This is a genomic window from Pedobacter cryoconitis (genome assembly GCF_014200595.1).
In the GTDB taxonomy this organism is placed as follows: Bacteria; Bacteroidota; Bacteroidia; order Sphingobacteriales; family Sphingobacteriaceae; genus Pedobacter; species Pedobacter cryoconitis_C.
The window spans coordinates 112,696-131,952 of sequence record NZ_JACHCG010000007.1; the positions used below are offsets into that span (position 1 = coordinate 112,696).

15 protein-coding genes are annotated in these 19,257 nt (G+C 39.1%); 6 read left to right on the forward strand and 9 right to left on the reverse strand.

From position 1 onward, the window contains the following. Position 1: 1 nt before the first annotated feature. Positions 2 to 1,072: a hypothetical protein gene (locus tag HDE70_RS26540; RefSeq protein WP_183892337.1), complete on the forward strand. Its 1,071-nt coding sequence runs from the start codon at positions 2 to 4 to the stop codon at positions 1,070 to 1,072. Here HDE70_RS26540 and HDE70_RS26545 read toward each other — a convergent pair. The 4 genes from HDE70_RS26545 to HDE70_RS26560 are packed head-to-tail and all read right to left on the reverse strand — an operon-like array spanning position 1,065 to position 5,935. Continuing rightward, positions 1,065 to 2,225, reverse strand: coding sequence for an aminoglycoside phosphotransferase family protein (locus tag HDE70_RS26545; protein ID WP_183892338.1), 1,161 nt, complete (start codon positions 2,223 to 2,225; stop codon positions 1,065 to 1,067). The two genes, HDE70_RS26540 and HDE70_RS26545, sit on opposite strands and share 8 nt — an antisense overlap. A 5-nt stretch (positions 2,226 to 2,230) precedes the next feature. Continuing rightward, positions 2,231 to 3,340, reverse strand: coding sequence for a DUF3419 family protein (locus HDE70_RS26550; RefSeq protein ID WP_183892339.1), 1,110 nt, complete (start codon positions 3,338 to 3,340; stop codon positions 2,231 to 2,233). Beyond that, the gene (locus HDE70_RS26555; RefSeq protein WP_183892340.1) at positions 3,321 to 4,754 is read right to left on the reverse strand and encodes an AMP-binding protein; all 1,434 of its coding nucleotides are present in this window, start codon (positions 4,752 to 4,754) and stop codon (positions 3,321 to 3,323) included. The genes HDE70_RS26550 and HDE70_RS26555 overlap by 20 nt, the downstream gene beginning before the upstream one ends. After that, a complete protein-coding gene (locus tag HDE70_RS26560; RefSeq protein ID WP_183892341.1) occupies positions 4,751 to 5,935 on the reverse strand; it encodes an SDR family oxidoreductase in 1,185 nt (394 codons plus the stop codon). The genes HDE70_RS26555 and HDE70_RS26560 overlap by 4 nt, the downstream gene beginning before the upstream one ends. Positions 5,936 to 6,348: 413 nt before the next feature. Between HDE70_RS26560 and HDE70_RS26565 the strand changes: the two genes are divergently transcribed. Beyond that, on the forward strand, positions 6,349 to 7,230 hold the full coding sequence (locus tag HDE70_RS26565) for a helix-turn-helix domain-containing protein (RefSeq protein WP_183867334.1): 882 nt from the start codon (positions 6,349 to 6,351) through the stop codon (positions 7,228 to 7,230). Here the strand turns inward: HDE70_RS26565 and HDE70_RS26570 are convergent. Continuing rightward, positions 7,227 to 7,997, reverse strand: coding sequence for a Ku protein (locus HDE70_RS26570; protein WP_183867335.1), 771 nt, complete (start codon positions 7,995 to 7,997; stop codon positions 7,227 to 7,229). The two genes, HDE70_RS26565 and HDE70_RS26570, sit on opposite strands and share 4 nt — an antisense overlap. Positions 7,998 to 8,117: 120 nt before the next feature. Here HDE70_RS26570 and ligD point away from each other — a divergent pair, with 120 nt between their 5' ends. Further along, positions 8,118 to 10,721 carry a DNA ligase D gene (gene ligD / locus HDE70_RS26575; protein ID WP_183892342.1) on the forward strand — a complete coding sequence of 868 codons (2,604 nt, stop codon included), beginning with the start codon at positions 8,118 to 8,120 and terminating at the stop codon, positions 10,719 to 10,721. A gap of 35 nt (positions 10,722 to 10,756) precedes the next feature. Here the strand turns inward: ligD and HDE70_RS26580 are convergent, their stop codons facing one another. From HDE70_RS26580 to HDE70_RS26590, 3 genes are all read right to left on the reverse strand, one after another. Next, entirely contained in the window at positions 10,757 to 11,332 is a 576-nt protein-coding gene (locus tag HDE70_RS26580; RefSeq protein ID WP_183892343.1) for a hypothetical protein, read from the reverse strand. Positions 11,333 to 11,495: 163 nt separating this feature from the next. Beyond that, the gene (locus tag HDE70_RS26585; RefSeq protein ID WP_183892344.1) at positions 11,496 to 14,327 is read right to left on the reverse strand and encodes a lantibiotic dehydratase; all 2,832 of its coding nucleotides are present in this window, start codon (positions 14,325 to 14,327) and stop codon (positions 11,496 to 11,498) included. A 66-nt stretch (positions 14,328 to 14,393) separates the two neighbouring features. After that, entirely contained in the window at positions 14,394 to 15,155 is a 762-nt protein-coding gene (locus tag HDE70_RS26590) for a sensor histidine kinase (protein WP_183892345.1), read from the reverse strand. A gap of 370 nt (positions 15,156 to 15,525) precedes the next feature. On the opposite strand from HDE70_RS26590, the gene HDE70_RS26595 reads away from it, so the two are divergent. Next, positions 15,526 to 15,672 (forward strand): hypothetical protein, encoded by a 147-nt coding sequence (locus tag HDE70_RS26595; RefSeq protein WP_183892346.1) that lies wholly within the window; start codon positions 15,526 to 15,528, stop codon positions 15,670 to 15,672. Positions 15,673 to 15,754: 82 nt separating this feature from the next. Here HDE70_RS26595 and HDE70_RS26600 read toward each other — a convergent pair whose 3' ends face one another. After that, entirely contained in the window at positions 15,755 to 16,480 is a 726-nt protein-coding gene (locus HDE70_RS26600; protein ID WP_183867340.1) for a LytR/AlgR family response regulator transcription factor, read from the reverse strand. Between the two features lie 361 nt (positions 16,481 to 16,841). Here HDE70_RS26600 and HDE70_RS26605 point away from each other — a divergent pair, with 361 nt between their 5' ends. Both HDE70_RS26605 and mgtE read left to right on the forward strand, forming a co-directional pair. Continuing rightward, positions 16,842 to 17,426, forward strand: coding sequence for a TetR/AcrR family transcriptional regulator (locus HDE70_RS26605; protein ID WP_183892347.1), 585 nt, complete (start codon positions 16,842 to 16,844; stop codon positions 17,424 to 17,426). 93 nt (positions 17,427 to 17,519) lie between these two features. Beyond that, a complete protein-coding gene (gene mgtE / locus HDE70_RS26610; protein WP_183867342.1) occupies positions 17,520 to 18,893 on the forward strand; it encodes a magnesium transporter in 1,374 nt (457 codons plus the stop codon). Positions 18,894 to 19,257 lie beyond the last annotated feature (364 nt).

A 19,257-nucleotide genomic window follows, 5' to 3' on the forward strand; every position in this document is an offset into this window, starting at 1 on the left:
AATGGGCTTAGTCGAACGTATTGTCTATAAAGGCTCCATCCCTGATAGTTTTTTCACTGTACCGGGGAAGATTTATGAAGAATTAACCATTAAATTAACAGAAGACAGGGCAATGATTGCTGCCCTGTTCAAATTAGAGGCAGAAAAAAACGAGATCATCATCTATACAGACCATCAGCATATCCGGCTGGTGGGTATATTCCCCCACAACGAGGACGCTGCTTATTTTGGATTCTGGGAATCTGCTGATGATCTGGCACTCAATATCGAAGCATTCGGACTACTGGAAAGCGATACCAGTGTAAGGAAGCTGGCTAGTATGACCGGGCCAATCAACTTTAATACTTATAACCGGTACCGCATCCGGGCGGGCAGTTTACCAAGCTGGAACAGATTTGATAGTGAACCAGTTAATCCAGTTTATTATTCCTCTCTTCTGGCTCAGGTGAATTTTAAAGAAAAGCTGACCTTCGAAAGCCGGTACATTACCCAAAACACACTTCCGGTACTTTATGCTGATTACGCAGCCTTAATGGATGAGCAAAGCAAAATTCCTTTTGAAGTGATTGCTTTAAACGAGCAGAGCTGGATGCAATATGAAAAGGAATTGTTTGAGCTGATTGAAATCGTTTTTAATCAAAATCCTTTTTATAAAGCGATCTCTTTTGAACAGTTCCGCTTGCTGTACGGCACTAAATTCCTGCGTAAAATCTGCCCTCACAGCTCGGTTATCTTAATAGATCCGCAGAGCGGAAGGCTGGCTGCCATGAGCATTTGTTATCCGGATTATCAGTCCTTGCCTGCAACCGCAGATGGCTATGACTTTAACAGGGATTATCCACTGCTGAAAAAGAGAAGATTATTAGGAAAGACAGTTGGGGTGCACCCTGATTTCAGAAGACAGGGATTAATGAATTATATCTGTACACATTACATCAGGGCGGCGAACCAATATTATGAAGACACTATTTTCTGTTTGATGCGCTCAGACAATTATTCAGTACATTTTACTGACCATACACCGTATGAATCAGTAAAATATATCCTGTATGAGAAAGAATTGGTTAGTTAAGGCTGTGTCCTGAAATCGCGTCAAAAAAGCTATTCACTACGCGGGGGAGAAATGGATAAGGGCTCACACTGTGGCCCATCATATACAAACCCACGCGGTGGATACCAAAATCTAAAGTTGCCATATACAGCTCCTGATGAAAAGAGGGAGCTGAATTATATTTTCCTGTTAGCCTGGCCAGTTCTTCCCGGTAATATTCAGTATACGCATAACGCTGATCATACCTGTCCTGATCCAGAATAAAGCATAAGAATTCTGCCAGATCATACTGAGGGATGTGGAAGGTCGCAAGTTCCCAGTCATATAAACAAAATTCGATCTCACCGTTTTGAGTTTTAAAGCAACTGTTTCTTGGATTAAAGTCGTTATGGACCAGGGTTTTCGGTAGCTTTTCCAGTTGTTGCCAGTAATTTGGGATTTCCTGTATAGCGTTGCGCATGGTTTTTACCCTTAAAGGATCATAAAGCTCCGGGAACTTATCAGCAGCATTGTTTAATAAAGCATTCCATAAAGGAAGCAAGTCTGTCATTTGCTGTAAAGAAGGGGCATCTTTCCATATTTCAAGGTCTACATTTTCCACTTTATTCAACATCTTGCTATGCCAGGCTGCCATCTGCTTTAACGCAGATTTGATATGCTGATCGCTCCATTTTTCAGGCGCCATGACTGTGTTCAGCAAATCCACATCATCCAGATATTCCATTAAGATGATGTAAATGTTCTCCTGTTCATTGGTATACAGGCCGTAAATGACCGGCGTGAATAATGGATGCAGCTTTTTATAAATCTCCTGCTCTTTTAAATGGGTATAATAAAAGCCTGTTAAATGCTTAAACTGTTCGTAAACACTATTGAGCTCGCCTCCGCATAATTGCGAAAGCATATTCAGCATATTCACAATTTCCTGACCATGAGGTTTGATTTTCATGACCATTCTCTTGCTTTGCGGCAATCCATTGAGCGTGTAATTGACTTCCAGGCCAAAATGACCAATGGTGCTTTCTGTTTGCGTAGCGGTAAGGGCTACCAATATACTGGCTGAATTATCTACGTCCAGCAAGGTAATGTCCTGCACAGCGATAGTCTGGTCAGGAAACTGGTCTTGCATGATTTGCTGAACAAAGGTGGTGTTAAGATAATCGGTGGTTTTCATGGTCTTTAGGTTAGATGTAATGACATAACCGGAACAAACTGTATTTGTACTTTATTCTTGAAGTAAAAACAGCTTTCCTGTGATAGATTTTGACTTTCCAGTTTGATCCGGTTTGCTGATGGAAAGAAATTCTCTCCCTGGATATTAAGTAAGTTCCAGAAGATCAGCTGTAAATCGCGCTCCGGATGTTTAGCCAGAGACAAACAGACTTCCTGGAATTCTTCATGACTGATGTATTCAAAAATATTAGACAGACTGGCTTTTGTGATCTTCAAACCGGGTGCTGATAAAAGATATGCTATTGCTTCTCCCTGGATAACCTGCAACCTGTCCATGTTTTCTCTCAGCTTGCTATAATTTTCTCTTCTATAACATGGAGGCAGCACCTGATCTGGAAGATCTTGCAGACCAAAAAAGATAAAACGGAAATAGAAGTTATCTTTTAATAAGCTTGAACTTGCCTGCAAAAGAAGGCGTTGATAAAAGACTATTCCACCCGATTCATCCACATGTTTTAATAATTTAGGATCTCTGCCATTGCTCAGGTTTTCATCGCTGTAATAAGTGATAAATGTTTGCTTGAAACTGCTTTTATCCAATTTTTCAACGAAGAATTTGTATTGTTCCTCAATTGTATCAAACGTAATTAGTTGATGAATCAGCTCTTGCTGCTCCTGGCTGAGCGACTGATGAAATCCCATCATGAATTTCTCCAGTTTTCCTGAAAGCAGCAGTCCTCCGGGATTTTCTTCCAGAAAAGCTGCCCAGAAAGCCTGATCTGCTGTGGGTAAAGTAGGTAAAATCCGTTGTTTCGCTTCTTTTACAGCTGTTTCTCCTGCTAACCCCAGTAAATCATGGTAAAGCTCATAATCGAAGTTCAGGATGATGTGCTGTTTGAGCAGCAGCAGCTTGTTTTGAACAGGATTTAAATCGGCAGCAGTAACACTTGCCGGATCCTTCAGCAGCATATTTAAAGCATTACAACCTGCCGAAGTAATGACCAGTAAATGATCATTTGTACTGATCTTAAGCGATCTGTAAAGTGTTTGACTATCTTCCCACACCAGCGAATAACGGATGCGGTCAAGGTCCAGGTTATAAAACTCTGAGTTCATTTATTTTGTGGTATAAAATTTTAGAATGATGTCTGTTATCAACCTGAATTTCGGTCTGAAACTGTACACTGTTAATTAACCCGGCAGGGAAGTTTTTGGCTAAAATCCGTTCTGCTTCTTCCTGCGTTATAGTACCCTGAATAAAAATATCAAAGCCATCCTCAGCAGCTATTGCAGCTACCTGGACAATCTGGTGATGCAGGGTAAGTAAATGTTCGATCTGGTAATGTTGTATACCCTGATGTGCTTTTTCATTTCCTATTCTGGCGGTGAGATAAAGTTCTTTATCGGCCGACAGATAACCGATATCACCTGTTCTGAGCCAGCCGTCCTGATGCGAAGTGGCTACATGCGCACCTTTGACCTCTATTTCGCCCGAATTAAATGATCCGGCAGCAGTATGTACCGTTGCAGCTTCATTAATCCTGAGTTCCAATGTTTCTACCGGCTTTCCTACACCATAGCCGTTAATTGGGTTTTTAGCTGTTCCGTTTATTTTTCTTACCGCGATAGGCTCTGCTTCGGAGGAACCATAAATAATATGAAATTCTGCTTCAGGAAAATAAAGACGGAGTTCGGGCAGAAGATTCTCAGGTACGGGAGAGCCTCCGGCACCAATTTGCATCACCTTTGGGAAAGATTGCGGATGTGCTTTCAAATAAGCAAGGATAGTCTTAAAATAAAACACATTGCCCATTAATGTCCCAATATGCTGAGCCGACAGTTGCCGGATGATGTTTTCAGCTTTTAACTGGCTCATTTGAAATCCCGGAATAGCAGGCACTACCGTAGTAATTCCTGCTGCAATATTATGCAGGATCACATTAGGAAATATGGGGAAATCACGCAGGTTTACTTGTGGTGGAAATACTTTTTTGAGAATCTGGTGTTGCGCAGCAATTACGCGGTGACTTCTGAGCACACTCTTTGGTTCTCCGGTTGTACCTGAACTAAAAGTAACCAGTGCAGGCTGATCCGGGTTTACTAAAACAGCTTCCCAATCAGTTTCTCTGTTGCTTTTCTGTTTTAGAAAAAGGCATTGAATACCCGCTGCTGCTAATTCAGTTCCCAATTGCTGGTGCATTTGCTCTTCCGCAATGATCACATTTATTTTTTGTGATTTCAATAGTTTAAACAGCGCAGGCAGATCTGATCTGGCAGGAGGCAGCACCGGGATTGCGCCAATACTTTGTATAGCCAGCAATGCGCTGATAGAAACAGGACTTACAGCGATAGCCAGTAAAACAGAATCACCGGGCAGCACATGCTGCTGTAGTAAATACCGGTAATTGGAGATATTTTGCAATAGCTCCTGATTGGTAATTGGCGGCTCCTGTGGATTAGCAGGGATAATTAGCTCCCGGTTTCCTGGTCTGGTGAGCGCGGTATGGATAACGTTGTAGAAATTGATCACAGGGCAGAGGTACTTAGTGAAAGTTCAGGGTTTTCGAAATTGTGCTGTAAAGCATAATCATACAGTTCTTCGAAAGTGTTTTGAATATCCGGTTCAGGAATATGCAGAATGAGCTTTCGCAGCGGAGCAGCATCAAAGTTATAAGAGGTCGTATTCAGATAACGTGAAAGCCATTTTCCGGCTCTTTTATAATACCATTCTTCCAGCAGGTTCATGTTTTCGGGAGTTGAATCCACGAGTTCACATTCAAGGCCCAGTCTGTGGATAGAATGTTTGATCAGATAGGCATTGCTCAGTGGTGCTGAATTTACAATACTGAGCTGTTTAACATCATCCCGGCGGAATACCGCTAAAATCGTTTTGGCAACATAATCAACCGGAACAATATTCAAAGTGCTTTTATGGTCACCCATGATCCGGATTTTTTTAATATCATGCTCTTTGTGGCGTTGTATGCCCTTATTGATAATTCTGCCTACTTCGTAAAATACATTGAACAGGGGCAGGTAGTATAAAGGTGCATCTAACAATCTGCCGCAAATCACCGAAGGACGCAGAATCTGCCAGGTGATCTGATTGTCTTCACAATGTTTAATAACCTGGTACTCGGCCATTGCCTTGTAAAACTCATAATGATTCCGGTAAGCGGACAGGCTGCTGAAAGGTAATAGCTCTCCGCCTGACCCAAAGCGACGGTAATTACTATCAATTAATCCAGTTTGTATACCACATGAAAATGCAGAACTGATAAAGATGAATTTGTGCGGTATATGTTTCAGCTGTTCCATTAACTCCAGCGTAGTTAAGTAGTTGAAATCATGGACGTCTTGTAAAGCTGAGTCGGCCGTATTTAAGTTGGTGATCGCTGCAATATGGATCACATGAAGATAGTCACCCAATTTTGACTTCAATAGCGGACTTTTCTTCAGGTCTCTTAAATCAGAATCAATAACCTCAATAAATGATAGCAACTCTTCTACAGGATAAACATCCAGATAGGCTGGTTTAAACGGATTTGATAATAAAGAACTGATCCGCTCACTGGCACTTTCTTTGGCACCAGACCTGACAACGAGAAATAACCTGCCATTTCTTGTCCCGCTGGCATATTCGGCTAATAATTCATACAGTACATGACGGCCAAGTATGCCGGTAACGCCAGTAATCAGTAAATTTTCCATAGATGATATTTGATAGATAGGTTGTAATTGTTCAATCGCTATTCAGTTAACTAGCTGCTATCCAAATTTATTTATCTAATACTGCTGGTAAATAGATGATTTGATATTTACTATGTACTTTTTGATTTTATTATGGGTGTAACACTTTCTTTAAAGAGATATTTTGTGTGATTTATATTCTTTTTCAGTTGAAATATGTAATCACATGCGGGTATGAGATTTATAGTGAAATTAGTTCTGTGATGATGAATTAAAGGAGTTAGAACATCTAATTCGATTTTACAGAAAAAATCTATTTTTTAGTAAAGATAACAGCGCATCCATTTTTGTTTAATTTAATATTTTTAATAAAACTTTCTAATCATAACCTAGTCCGTGGCCTTCATCAGGTACGTGCTGAATATCAAAGCCGCATGAAAAACGAATATTACAAATATTTGTGTGTGAGTGAGGAGGATGCTAACTGGGGCCTGTATGTTTTATACGTTGGCTATACCAGTGTCGCTGCCCATGCTCAATATCCACAGGAATATTATCCATCGCACCATTATTTTACCTGGAAATCAGGTCGTATACTCGATGAGTATCAAATTTTGTACATTACCCGTGGTGAGGGTTATTTTGAATCGGACAGCCATAAGCAAAAGGTAACCGCCGGCACAATAATAATTCTGTTCCCTGGCGAGAAACACCGGTATATACCTGATCCGGATATTGGATGGGATGAATACTGGATTGGGATCAGGGGCAGTATTATTGATAACCATGTACATCACAAGTTTTTTAACCGGGAGAACCCCTGTATCAATATAGGGGTCAATGAAAAGGTGGTCGATCTTTTTAATCTGATCATCGATAAAACCAGGGGTAAAAATAAAGAAGACCAGCCCATGATGTCGGGTGTTGCTTTACATCTGCTGGGAATACTTTATTATATGGTCAAACAGAAAAGTCAGGAAAGTGAACAGAAAGATTTGATTATTAACCAGGCGAGGGACTTGTTCAGTTCTAATATCTCCAAAGATTTTTCTCCTAAAATGGCTGCGGACCAATTGAAAATTGGGTACTCTTTATTCCGCAAACTCTTTAAGAATTATACCGGTTTATCACCTGGACAGTATTTTATCCAGGTAAAAATAGAAAAAGCTAAAAACCTGCTGGAAGATCAAAGTTTATCTATCAAAGAAATTGCCTATGACCTGAAATTCGACTCTTGTTTTTACTTCTCCAAATTATTCAAGCAGAAAACCGGCATGAGCCCAACCATCTATAGAAAGAAGGCAGATACCTGCTAAGCTCCTTTTCTGCCTTCCAGGCTTTGCATTAGCTGGCTGTACAGATCATCATTCGTATCTTCCCGGGGTTTCAATTTTTTTACAGTAGCTCTTTTGCCCCTGGCTTTCGCCTTGATAATTTTCAAAAGTTCTTTACTGTATTCATCTTTGAAACCCCTGATGTCGAATGCTGAACTATACTGTTTAATCAGTGCCATGCCCACTTCCAGCTCCTTTTTAGTGATAGTATCGGTTTCGGGGATCTTAAGTTCTTCGCCAGACCTGATTTCTTCAGCGAACCTGATTTTTGTGACTACCAGAATATCATTTAAAGGATGGATGATACATAAATTCTCCGTATTCCTCAATACAAACCGGGCCACGCCGGCTTTTTTAGATTTCACTAAAGCTTTCAATAATAAAGCATAAGCTTTTTTACCCTGTTTCTCTGGCTGGGCATAATAAGAAGTCTCATAATAGATAGGATTGATTTCCTGTAAATCCACAAAATTCTCCAGTGAGATCATCTTGCTTTTATCCGGAGCCGCATCTTCAAAATCCTGTTCATCGAGTACTACATAATTATCATTCAGCAGATAACCTTTTACAATTTTATCAAAAGGGACTTCTTTTCTTGTTTTTTCATTGATGCGCTGAAACTTGATCCTGGAATGATCTTTACTGTCCAGCATATCTAAATCAAGATGACTCTGCTGTACAGCAGAGAAAAGTTTAACCGGGATATTTACCAATCCAAATCCAATAGCTCCATTCCAAAGTGATCTCATCCTAAATGCTTTAATTGTTAATCTAACAACGCGCCATTTCTTTTGTTTTCTGTTCCTGAAAACTTTGAAACTTTCTTATTGTTATCATCCGGAATCAGGTCATCATTTAAAATTTTAGCGATGAGTTTAACAGCCTATAAAAAGAAACGGTCTTTCAAGCAGACACCCGAACCCAAAGGTGGTAAAGGAAGTGGAAAAGAATTGCGCTTTGTCATTCAGAAACATGATGCTTCACATCTTCATTATGATTTCAGATTGGAAATGGGCGGAGTATTGAAAAGCTGGGCTGTTCCCAAAGGGCCTTCCACTGATCCTGAAGTTAAACGGCTTGCGATGATGGTTGAAGATCATCCTTACGATTACAAAGATTTTGAAGGTAGTATTCCTAAAGGAGAGTACGGTGGGGGGACAGTTATTGTTTGGGATGAGGGGACTTATGAGCCTGAAGAGCCGGTAAATGGCACTATAGAAGACCAGGATAGAAACCTCAGACATCAGCTGCATAGCGGTAAAATCAGTTTTATTTTGCATGGCAAAAAGCTGAAAGGATCTTTTGCACTGGTCAAAACTCATGGAATGGGTGAAAATAGCTGGCTTTTGATCAAGCATAAAGATAAATATGCCAAAAGCGAAAATATCTTGCTGAAAGATAAATCGGTGATTTCCAGAAAGACGATTGAACAAATGGAAAAGAAACCAGTTCAGGTTTATGGAAAAAAGACGATTAAACCTAAAAAGCCTGAAACGGTTGAACCCAAGAAGATTAGAACTGTAAAAACTCCTTTTTACGATCAGGTAAAACCTATGCTGGCGACGTTGGTAAATAAGCCATTCGATGAAGAAGGATGGTTATATGAAGTTAAATGGGATGGTTACCGGGCGGTTGCCTTTATGAATAAAGGGACTGTAGCATTCCAGTCCCGGAACAATAAATCTTTTCAGGAGAAGTTTTATCCGATTTACCAGGCATTGGAAGAATGGAATATTAATGCAATTGTAGATGGTGAGGTTGTTGTCGTAGATCAAAAAGGAACAGCTAGTTTCGGAGCTTTACAGAATTGGCATAGTAACCAGGGCGGGGAGTTGTTGTACTATGTTTTTGATATTTTGTGGTATGATGGGTATGACCTTACAGTTTTACCTCTAACACAAAGAAAGGCGATACTGACTCAGCTGATCCCGGAAAACTCCCCGGTAAGGCTCAGTAAAGATTTTGAAACTTCAGGAATAGAATTTCTGGCAGCTGCAAAAAAAGCAGGGCTGGAAGGGATCGTTGCTAAAAGAAAAGACAGTTTGTACGTGGTTGGTGAACGCACCAGTGATTGGCTCAAAATTAAAGCTGCCAGACGTCAGGAAGTCGTGATTGGCGGGTATACAAAGAATGCGGATACCAGCAAACCATTCAGTTCCTTGCTGGTTGGTGTGTTTGATGACGGGAAATTTATTTATACCGGAAAGATTGGGACGGGATTTAGTGTGGAGATGCAGCAGCAATTGTTAACCCGGTTTGAACCTTTGCTGATTGCTAAACCAGCTTTTACAGACAAGCCCGATTTTAATAAAGCTAACCCGTTCAGAGCTGGTTCGGCAAAGGCGAAGGCATTCTGGTTAAAACCGGAGCTGATCTGTGAAGTCAATTTTACAGAAATGACCGCAGATGGTTTGATGCGGCACCCATCTTTTGCAGGCATGCGGGAAGATAAAAACGCTGAAGAAGTTGTTCTTGAAAAAGAAGCAGATACGCCGGCTGTTTTGACTGAAACTGATAAAGGTTTGACTAAGCTCAAAGGAATGAAAGAATTACTGAATCCAAAAGAAGAAACTCAGGTGAAAAAAGTAAACGGGCATGCACTGGAATTTACTAACCTGAATAAGTTATACTGGCCTGTTGAAAAAATAACGAAACGTGAGCTGATCAATTATTATGAGCAGATGGCGTCATTTATATTACCTTATATGAAAGACCGGCCTTTGTCTTTAAACCGTTATCCAAACGGAATTACAGCACAGAGTTTCTATCAGAAAGATGTGACCGGAAAAGTTCCTGACTGGATCAAAACTTATCTTTATCATGCCGAAGGAGATGATTCAGATAAGCATTTCATGGTAGGGGATGATAAAGCAACCTTATTGTACACGGCCGGGCTTGGGTGTATTGAAGTTCATCCCTGGAGCAGTACTATTAAAAAACCTAATTATCCCACCTGGTGTATTATTGATCTTGATCCGGGTAAAAATTCTTTTCAGCAGGTAATCGAAGCGGCGCAGGTCACTAAAACTATTCTGGATGATATGGGTGTCCCTTGTTATTGTAAAACCAGCGGTTCTACAGGTTTACATATCTATATTCCCTTAGGAAACAAATATACTTATGAACAGAGCAAGGAGTTTGCGCGGATTATTGTAACGCTGGTTAATCGCGAAATACCGTCATATACAAGTCTGGAACGTGCGGTTTCTAAACGGAGAGGAAAAATGTACCTGGATTTTTTACAGAACCGCCCTCAGGCTACCATAGCCGCTCCGTATTCGCTGCGTCCAAAGCCTGGCGCTACGGTTTCTATGCCATTACACTGGGAAGAAGTGAAAAAGGGATTGGAAATGAAAGATTTTACAATTTACAATGCGCTGTCAAGGGTTAAAGAAACCGGTGATATTTTTAAACCCGTACTAGGTAAAGGGATCGATCTTAAGAAAGTTATAACAGGAATGCAATTGAAATAACCAGGATATTCTTATGGAATATCCTGGTATTGTTTTTAAGATTGTTTACCCAGATTTCCTGTGATAGATAGAATCTCAAAAGTATAAGTAAGCTGTGTTTTATTTTTCTCGTAACATTGCAAAGCATCCCATAAGCTTTTAAACTTTATTGGCTTCAGATTATTCTTCACATCCCTGCAAAAAGCAATTACACCATGGTCTTTCCATTCGTTATTACTTGTCGAAAGTTCTACAAACGGATAAGATTCCCCTTTTGATAATAATGATATTTTGAAGCTATCCAGAATATCTTTAAGCAGCCTGAAAGAAGACTCGCTGTCTCTGTATAAATCAGGGTACAAACCATCTTTATGGATCTCATCAATGTTTTGTTCAAGGGCCATGACCTGTTTTAAAAAAGCTACCCTGATGTCGTCAGCAGATTCATCAGGAGCAGACAATTCATCTTGCAGTTCCTTTACTGTTTGCAGTGATTGCGCCATTGATTTTCTGGAGTCCTCCGTATTTTTTTTAAGAAAAACCTTGTGGGCGGATTGAAAGCTTTCGATTGCTTCGAGGCTTTTGATCAATACTGAAGGAGCGTTATAATAATTTTTAATTGAAGGTTTCATAGATTATCTATTAATAGAGCTTCATTTGAATTTTTATAGAGAAAATACTCATGTTACCACTTACGTAAAAATAGTAATTTTGTTCAATGCATAGCTTGTTTTTTAAATTATTTTTTAACAGAACTTATTGTTTTTGAGTCGTCTAACGTAAAAGATGCGGAAACTAAATAGGTTGAGGCAAATTTTGATTCTGTAACCTCCCAATTTTCATCTTGATCCGTTTAGTCAGGAAATTATAAATGATCATTTCATGCATGCGCTGGTCATTGTGAAAAATTCTGTTGGCATGCATATGGAACAGGTCTGAAAGCATATTATTTTTCTCAGTTTCCGGGCAGGCATTTAGACTATTCAAAAATGCATGCACTGTTTGCTCAGCTTTTTTCTGCTGTAATTTAGTCGGTACTATAGTCAGCGCGTCAATGTTAAAATCTTTATAACTCTGATTAATCTTTTTGGTCGAATCAGACTGGACATTAAATTCAGCAGCAAAACTGGTGTGCATCCTTTCTGCAAATTGTAATTGTTGCTCCATTGTATACAGGGCTCTGTACATTACATTTTCGATCAAGCTAATAGATAAGATATAGAGATCATTAATCTCAACCGGTCTGGCAATAATCGTTACTACATAATCACTATCTGCTGCGAAACATTTTTCTGCCAGATCCATCCTTTCCAGTCCATATCTTTCAGTTTCCTGCCGGTAAGTTTTAAGTTGCAAATCTGCAACGACTCCCGAGGTGATGTAAGGTGCAACAATTTGGGAGAGACTTGAAATCAGCTCATATCCGTCTTTAATTTCCTTTAATTGAAATCTTAAACGGATATGATCGGCGGGATCATTGTATCGGATAAAGAACCATTTTTTTATTTTCTTTCTCCAGGGACGAATAAAATACCTGTTAATTTCAAGAAGAATGGCATTGGATTTAGAAGGATGACAGTAGATTTCGAAATAAAGCCACTCCTCTCCCGGTAAATATAAATTAGAAAAATACTGCATGTTGTTCCAGGTGCCTCTGAACGGATAAGGCAGGTAAAGCTGTTCTGTATGTTCCAGGTTGATAATGAATTCCGGTAAATAAGGTGCATTATTTTCATCAGTTACCTGGGGCAGGGCAGAGATAAAAGCCTCTTCAATATATAAGTCTGTTTTATTCTTACAGAAAAGCGCAAATGAGTGCATGTCTTCTTGTATTTCGGGGTTAAAAACCAAGGTTTGATCTCCGTCTCCACCTTTAAAAGGCTTTTGTAAATTGATTGTGTTCAGCCAATCGTACAATTTATTTAACAACTGGTTGCTATTAACTTCCTGACAGATGGATTTGGGAACCAGCCATTTTTCCGGACATAGAATCACATTTTTATACTGTACTCTTGGATAATGTAACAACCCTGGGAAAATGTTAGAGAGGTTGATACCTAAACTGGAATGCAGACCCTGATGTTGTAAGTCCGAAAGGAACCGGTAAACTGCGAGATCCGAACGCGCATAATTATAGGCTGAAGCTAGTTTTGGAATAAGCCTTTTACCATACTTTTCAGAATGAAGTATCAATTCTTCACCTCGCACGCTAACCATAATATCATTGAGGGCTAAAATATGTTTACTTTCGGGCCAGCTTAAAATGGGTAATTCATAATTGTAAATTGCTTTTCTCCGGTTAATATTGTCTGCATGTTTTTCAATCTGATAGCCAATATCAAAGAATAAGATATCGGGATTAGCTTCCTGTTCAATCTGAACAAACCGGTGACCTATTGCCGTAACTTCTTCACTTGCTAAAGAAAACCTTCCTAAAAGCGAATTTGCTGTACTTCCGCCAATATTTTCTATGATGATGTTATCTTCTGTGCATTGCAGCAATACGCTGATCGTATTGGCGACGGGGTGCTGTGAATTTGTTCCCTGCTCCTTAAAATCATACAACTGGATAGTTTGATGTTGTATCATTTGGTTCAGAATGAACTGATGTAAAGGGGTATAAGCTATCTGGTGTATTTGTTTGTATGCCCTGTTCTTTTTCAAATCCTGAATTAACAGGCCTTCGTCTTTATTGAGGCTCATAGACCGGTAGCCGATACCAATTTCGGGATCCATGGCAATCTGGAGCGGAACTTCTTTGTGTTCAAACTTCTTCACGAATTTGTGCCTGAAATCATCCAGCGAAGCACTTTTACTAACCTCTGTATGCTTAGAAAGGAAGTCGGTCAGTTCTGCCAGCACCTGGAGCCTTCTCTCTGATAACTGGCCTTTTATTCTTTTTCTTTCCGAAATAATGTAATCGTTTTTCTTTTCTGGTTGTGAATACCCAATCCGTCCATAGTAATCAGGGCCGATAATATTCGGTTGAAAATTGGTAATTAAAAGCTGAAAGGTGACAAGCTGCTCCAAAAAGTAGGCGGTCATTGCTTTGCTCAAACTATATTCATTGCGCAGAAAATCTTGTATTTCTTCTACAGTTCGTTTGGTGCGGCAAAAATCCAGGGTAAGCTGGGTGGTTTCTTCTGCATCAATCGCTGACAGTTCAAAGGAGCCATCTTCGGTATTTAAGTAGCGTAATTCCCCGCCTCCGATATAGGCAGTGGTGTTGGTTGTGAGGAAGCGTGCATGGTTGATTAACCATTTCGGATCAGTGTTGAAGTGTTCCTTTTCCTGCCAGTTGATAAAACGATGGACAATGTGTTTTTTTGACAGGGTGACTGGCTCAGTACTGTTTTGATTTTCAATAGGAATGATTGAAAATGCAGCGAAATTCCCATAGGGTGTAGCCCGGAATTTTGCCCGGTTGAAATACTTCCAGATGGTAAATTTGATTTTGGGATCAAGCGCTTTTAAGTCGGAATATTCATAGGCGCTGATCATTTCGAAAAAGGAAGGGGAAGACTCATGGATATAATCTTTGAGTTCATCCCAGACGTTACAGAGTTCTTCTGTGTGGGAAAATACTGGCGTACGGGTGATACTGACGGGGGAGATCGTTAATTTCATACAATAATGTTTAGATATTTAATAAATAATTAAACAATAAGATACTGGTTTAACGCAAAGGTTTAGCTAGTCTTTCAGCTTCAGCACGAGCTCCACTTTAAATAATTTACCTGCCATTTCGTGACTGAATTTGTAGTTGTTTTTATAGAACTGATCTAACCTGGAGGTGATATTTGCCAATCCTGTTTTACCACTTTCTACATTGCTGTCATAATTTGGAAGATTGCTGGTTTGAATGGTTAAATATTCAGCTGTGGATTCTACCCTGATTTCTGCCGGGTAATCCTTGTCGAGCAGGTTTCCGTGTTTAAAAACGTTCTCTACCAGAGTTAGTAAAATGATGGGAATGATTGTAACCTGAGCGTTATTGAGTTGGGTAATGTAATTGATATGCAAGGTATGATTGAACCGCAATTGGTTCAGCTTGATTATGTTGTCAACTTGTTCCAGCTCTTTGGCAACGAGAATGGTTTGGCTATTGTTTTCCAGAGCAAACCCCATGATGCTTGATAATCTCATAATAGCTTCGTTCGCTTCTTCCGGTTTTTTCTTAGCCGCGTATTTGATAAAACTTAAGGTATTGAATAATAAGTGAGGGTTGATTTGTGCACGCAGGAAATCTTGTTCCGCACGCAGAAGTTCGTTTTGCAGTTGCTCGTTTTCTATGGTTTTGGTTAGTGCCGCTTGTCTTTTTCTGTGGTAGCGAAGAAAAATATAATACGCAGAGGCATAGAGTATAAAATAGATGCCGCGCCAAAGTGTAATCCCGAAAAATTTACTGTTGAAATATTCAATTTTTATGGCATCACCAGAGAATGCCATTATCATACAGCTTATCGCTACGGCAATTGTACAATAAACTACAAGCTCCAGAGCTGTTAATAAAGGAATGAGCCATAGATAAGATATTGACTTGGTTGATATGCGTGGTAGTACTAGCTGTGAATGAACATAAAACAGGATAATGTTCAATAAATAGTATAATACTGTGTGCAGTAAGGGACGCGGATTTCCGTATATAATTTCTAAAAGACTTATTTCATACAAGATGAATATAAACCAGCATAACACATGTATACGGATGGTTTTTGTCGGTTTTAACAGGTCTTTATATAATAATTTTAGCATGTAATATAATAAAGGTGTGTAGGGTTTTTTGACGGGATAACATTGGCTATAAACTAAAAAAAATATAGCCATGAGTTTGACCAAAAAGAAACTAACACTGACAAAAAAAACCTTGTTTTTATATCAAAAACAATCTGATCGTCGCCCTACAGTTGCACCAGCTGATCCGACCGGGACATTTGCAGGAACTAGTATGTCAGGATTCGTACAAGTATAAATCTCCTGAAAAATGAATCTATCTAAGTATAAAAGTGTGTTTCTGAACTTGATGATGAAACACGCTTTTATATTTTAATTTTTTAAGATTTCAAAGTATGTTTCCTTAGAAAATCGAGGAACACACTTTTGTACTTGTCACCTATCTGATAACTTTGTCCCGGTGCCAGTCTTGCAATATTTCCATCCACACGATCCAGGTAATTCAAAGAGATAATAATCGACTTGTTAATCCTGAAAAAGATATCCATGATCTGTAATTTATCTTCCATTGCTTTAAGACCAATATAAGTTATTTCATGACCAGTAGTGGTATGGATCATGATATAATTTAACATCGCCTCGATATATACAATATCACTATATTTTATCTTTATAAAACTGCTCTTCTGACCGCCTTTAATAAACAAAAATTGTTGTTCGTCCCTTTGCAGTTTAATAATATCCTGATGCTTAAGTGTCAGGTCTTCCACTTTCTGTGTAAAGGAAATATAACTGACTGGTTTAAGCAGGTAGCCATCGGCTTTCGCTTGAAAAGCTTCCGGAGCATAACCCCTGTGCGCAGTTACATAAATCAGGAAATGGCAATAGTTATTATATATTTCAGCAGCATCTATTCCGTTAAGGACAGCCATACTGATATCTGAAAAGATAATATCAACATGTTCTGCTTCCTGCAAATAGGCAATCGCCTGCCTGGCATCCGGAAAACTCTGTACTAAGTTCAGATGAGGCACCTGTGCAATCAACTCACTTAACTCATCAATAGCATGAGGTTCGTCGTCAATAACAATACAGCTCATTATCATACGCTATTATTTTTATTGTTTAAGTTCTAATCAAAGCACATAAATATACAAGCATTAATGTAATGATAGATGCTTTTTAGTGAAATATGACCCTTTTATATAAAATTATACCCGCTTAATATAAAATTTTCCCCTTCCATAGGTCTGACACATACCTTGGGTTTAAACAACTAAATTAATTGTAAGACGCTATTGCGACATATCTTTTTTTTTACATATCACATCAATTATAACTTGCCTGGTTATATAGATAAATACTGATGAAGAACAATAAATGGAACTGCATGAGTATGCAAATTGCTACGCTCATGCACATTTCATTTATAAGGAAGCAACATCGACCATGAAAAATATCCGACCTATGAAAAACAAGGAAAATACAAAAAGAAAGTTATTAGATGCAGTAGGTGTGATCCTTAAAAAGGATGGCTTTGGCGGATTGGGTGTTAATAAAGTAGCTAAATTAGCAGGGGTTTCAAAAATCCTTATTTACCGTTATTTTGGAGATTTCAATGAACTCGTGAAATCTTGCGTAGTGGAAAATAACTTTTGGACAAACAATCTGACAGAGCCAGCTGCGTCTAAAGATCCTTCGCTTTCGATGCAGCAATCAATCAATGTGCTGCTCAAAGAGAGGTTTAATTATTTTTATGACCATTGTCAAATGCAGGCAGCATTATTAAATGATACTTCTGATTACAATATCATAATTAAGAAAAGAGCTGGCAGCAACCGGTCACTCAAAAGAAAATTACAGCCAGCAAAGGAGCAGGGGTTTGATAATTGTATTACTTATTTTAATATAGTTTCTACGCTGCTTGTTGCAGGTACTAACCATCTTGTTTTAGGAAGTCCTGTTGAAACTAAAAATGAATTGCAGCATTCTATGGAAAAGATTGTAGAATGGACATTCGGAGATGTTATAAACGATAAGGATTACAATTAATTATAGTTTACGTAATGCGTTTTTAAAAATAAAACATCACTTTTGCAATCTTGGTAAAGCAAAAGAAACATGTAAATAATAAAAGCGCTATTTATGGAAGAAAAGGTTGTTGAAGAAGTTGTTGAACTAATTGAGCGTGAAGGCGATGAACAGTTAAGGGAATATTTAGACGCGCTTAATATCTCGGACGTTGAACATCTTATAGACGAACTTCCTCAATATGCGGTTAAATTCATAGATACACTGTCTATTAAAAGGGCAGTTAACGTTTTTAGAATTCTGGATTTTCCTACTCAGGAAAAAATCATAAAAAAACTTCCCGGAGAAAAGCTTGCGCAGCTTATTAATTTACTGCCTCCTGATGACAGAACTTCGTTGTTCTCTGAACTCAAAGGAGATGCGGTAAAGAAATTAATCATTTTATTACCAGCTAAAGACAGGGTAGAAGCCTTATCTCTGCTTGGTTATAAGGAAGATAGTGTCGGGCGGTTAATGACGCCTGATTATATAGCTGTGAAAACTGACTGGACTGTTAAAAGGGTTCTGGAACACATCAGGAAATACGGAAAGGATTCGGAAACGATTGATGTGATTTACGTCATAGACGAAAATGGTATTTTACTGGATGATATCAGGATCAGGGAGATTTTACTCGCTAATCCTGAGGTTCCGGTCGGAGAACTTACCGATAACAGATCTATCGCGCTGAATGCAAATGACCCGCAGGAAGAAGCTATTAATGTCTTCAGAATGAATAACAGAGTGGCTTTGCCGGTAACAGATGATAATCATGTGTTGCTTGGTATTGTAACTGTTGATGATATTTTGTGGATTGCGAATGAAGAGTATACAGAAGATATGCACAAAATAGGGGGTACCCAGGCACTGGATGAACCTTATCTTGATATGCCTATTTTCGGGCTGTTTAAAAGACGGATTGGCTGGCTGGTTGTACTTTTCCTTGGAGAGATGCTGACTGCGACAGCAATGGCTCATTTTGAGGCTGATATCGCTAAAGCGGTTGTGCTTGCAATGTTTGTTCCATTGATTATCTCCAGTGGTGGTAACAGTGGTTCTCAGGCTTCAACGCTGATTATTCAGGCAATGGCACTGGGAGAAATCACGATAGGAGACTGGTGGCGTGTAATGCGCAGGGAGATTATTTCGGGATTAATGCTGGGACTGGTGTTAGGTTCAATAGGTTTCCTGAGGATTTTTATCTGGACATTGTTCTCTAATTTATATGGACCACATTGGGCATTGATTGGTGTTACCGTAGGTGTAGCCCTTGTAGGTGTTGTCTTATGGGGTTCTCTTGCAGGTTCTATGTTACCGTTATTGCTTAAAAAGCTGGGCGCTGACCCTGCAACTTCATCGGCTCCTTTTGTAGCTACGCTGGTTGACGTTACCGGACTGATTATTTATTTCTCAGTAGCGGTTATGTTCCTGACCGGGGTCTTATTGTAAATAAAGACTGATTTTAATAAAAAATACTTTTCTGATAACCGCATCAATTCCTTTGATGCGGTTATTTTTTTTCTTTGGAAGCTCTCCTTCCATTCTGTATAATACAGAAAGCATTTTATTCCTGAGTATGAGCAAAAATATCTATGATTTAAGCCTTTCTAAATGTTGGTTTAACTGTGTTTTTGCATAAATAACAAATTCCTACACTCGCAAGACAGACGTTCAGTTCGATTGTAAGACGATTATATTTCAACAAGGTATTTGACGGGTTCTGGTTGCAGTTTGAAGCGGGTTTGATACGGGTTTGAAACGCCTCGACCCGTATCAAACTGCTGGAGAACATAGCCAGTAACTAGCTTCTGAT

Bases quoted from the DNA above. Each gene is read 5' to 3' on its own strand.
- HDE70_RS26550 (WP_183892339.1), bottom strand. From the start codon at position 3,340: ATGAACTCAGAGTTTTATAACCTGGACCTTGACCGCATCCGTTATTCG.
- HDE70_RS26560 (WP_183892341.1), bottom strand. From the start codon at position 5,935: ATGGAAAATTTACTGATTACTGGCGTTACCGGCATACTTGGCCGTCAT.
- HDE70_RS26600 (WP_183867340.1), bottom strand. From the start codon at position 16,480: ATGATAATGAGCTGTATTGTTATTGACGACGAACCTCATGCTATTGAT.
- HDE70_RS26570 (WP_183867335.1), bottom strand. From the start codon at position 7,997: ATGAGATCACTTTGGAATGGAGCTATTGGATTTGGATTGGTAAATATC.
- HDE70_RS26585 (WP_183892344.1), bottom strand. From the start codon at position 14,327: ATGAAATTAACGATCTCCCCCGTCAGTATCACCCGTACGCCAGTATTT.
- ligD (WP_183892342.1), top strand. From the start codon at position 8,118: ATGAGTTTAACAGCCTATAAAAAGAAACGGTCTTTCAAGCAGACACCC.
- HDE70_RS26590 (WP_183892345.1), bottom strand. From the start codon at position 15,155: ATGATAATGGCATTCTCTGGTGATGCCATAAAAATTGAATATTTCAAC.
- HDE70_RS26540 (WP_183892337.1), top strand. From the start codon at position 2: ATGGGCTTAGTCGAACGTATTGTCTATAAAGGCTCCATCCCTGATAGT.
- HDE70_RS26595 (WP_183892346.1), top strand. From the start codon at position 15,526: ATGAGTTTGACCAAAAAGAAACTAACACTGACAAAAAAAACCTTGTTT.
- HDE70_RS26605 (WP_183892347.1), top strand. From the start codon at position 16,842: ATGAAAAACAAGGAAAATACAAAAAGAAAGTTATTAGATGCAGTAGGT.
- HDE70_RS26565 (WP_183867334.1), top strand. From the start codon at position 6,349: ATGAAAAACGAATATTACAAATATTTGTGTGTGAGTGAGGAGGATGCT.
- HDE70_RS26545 (WP_183892338.1), bottom strand. From the start codon at position 2,225: ATGAAAACCACCGATTATCTTAACACCACCTTTGTTCAGCAAATCATG.
- HDE70_RS26580 (WP_183892343.1), bottom strand. From the start codon at position 11,332: ATGAAACCTTCAATTAAAAATTATTATAACGCTCCTTCAGTATTGATC.
- mgtE (WP_183867342.1), top strand. From the start codon at position 17,520: ATGGAAGAAAAGGTTGTTGAAGAAGTTGTTGAACTAATTGAGCGTGAA.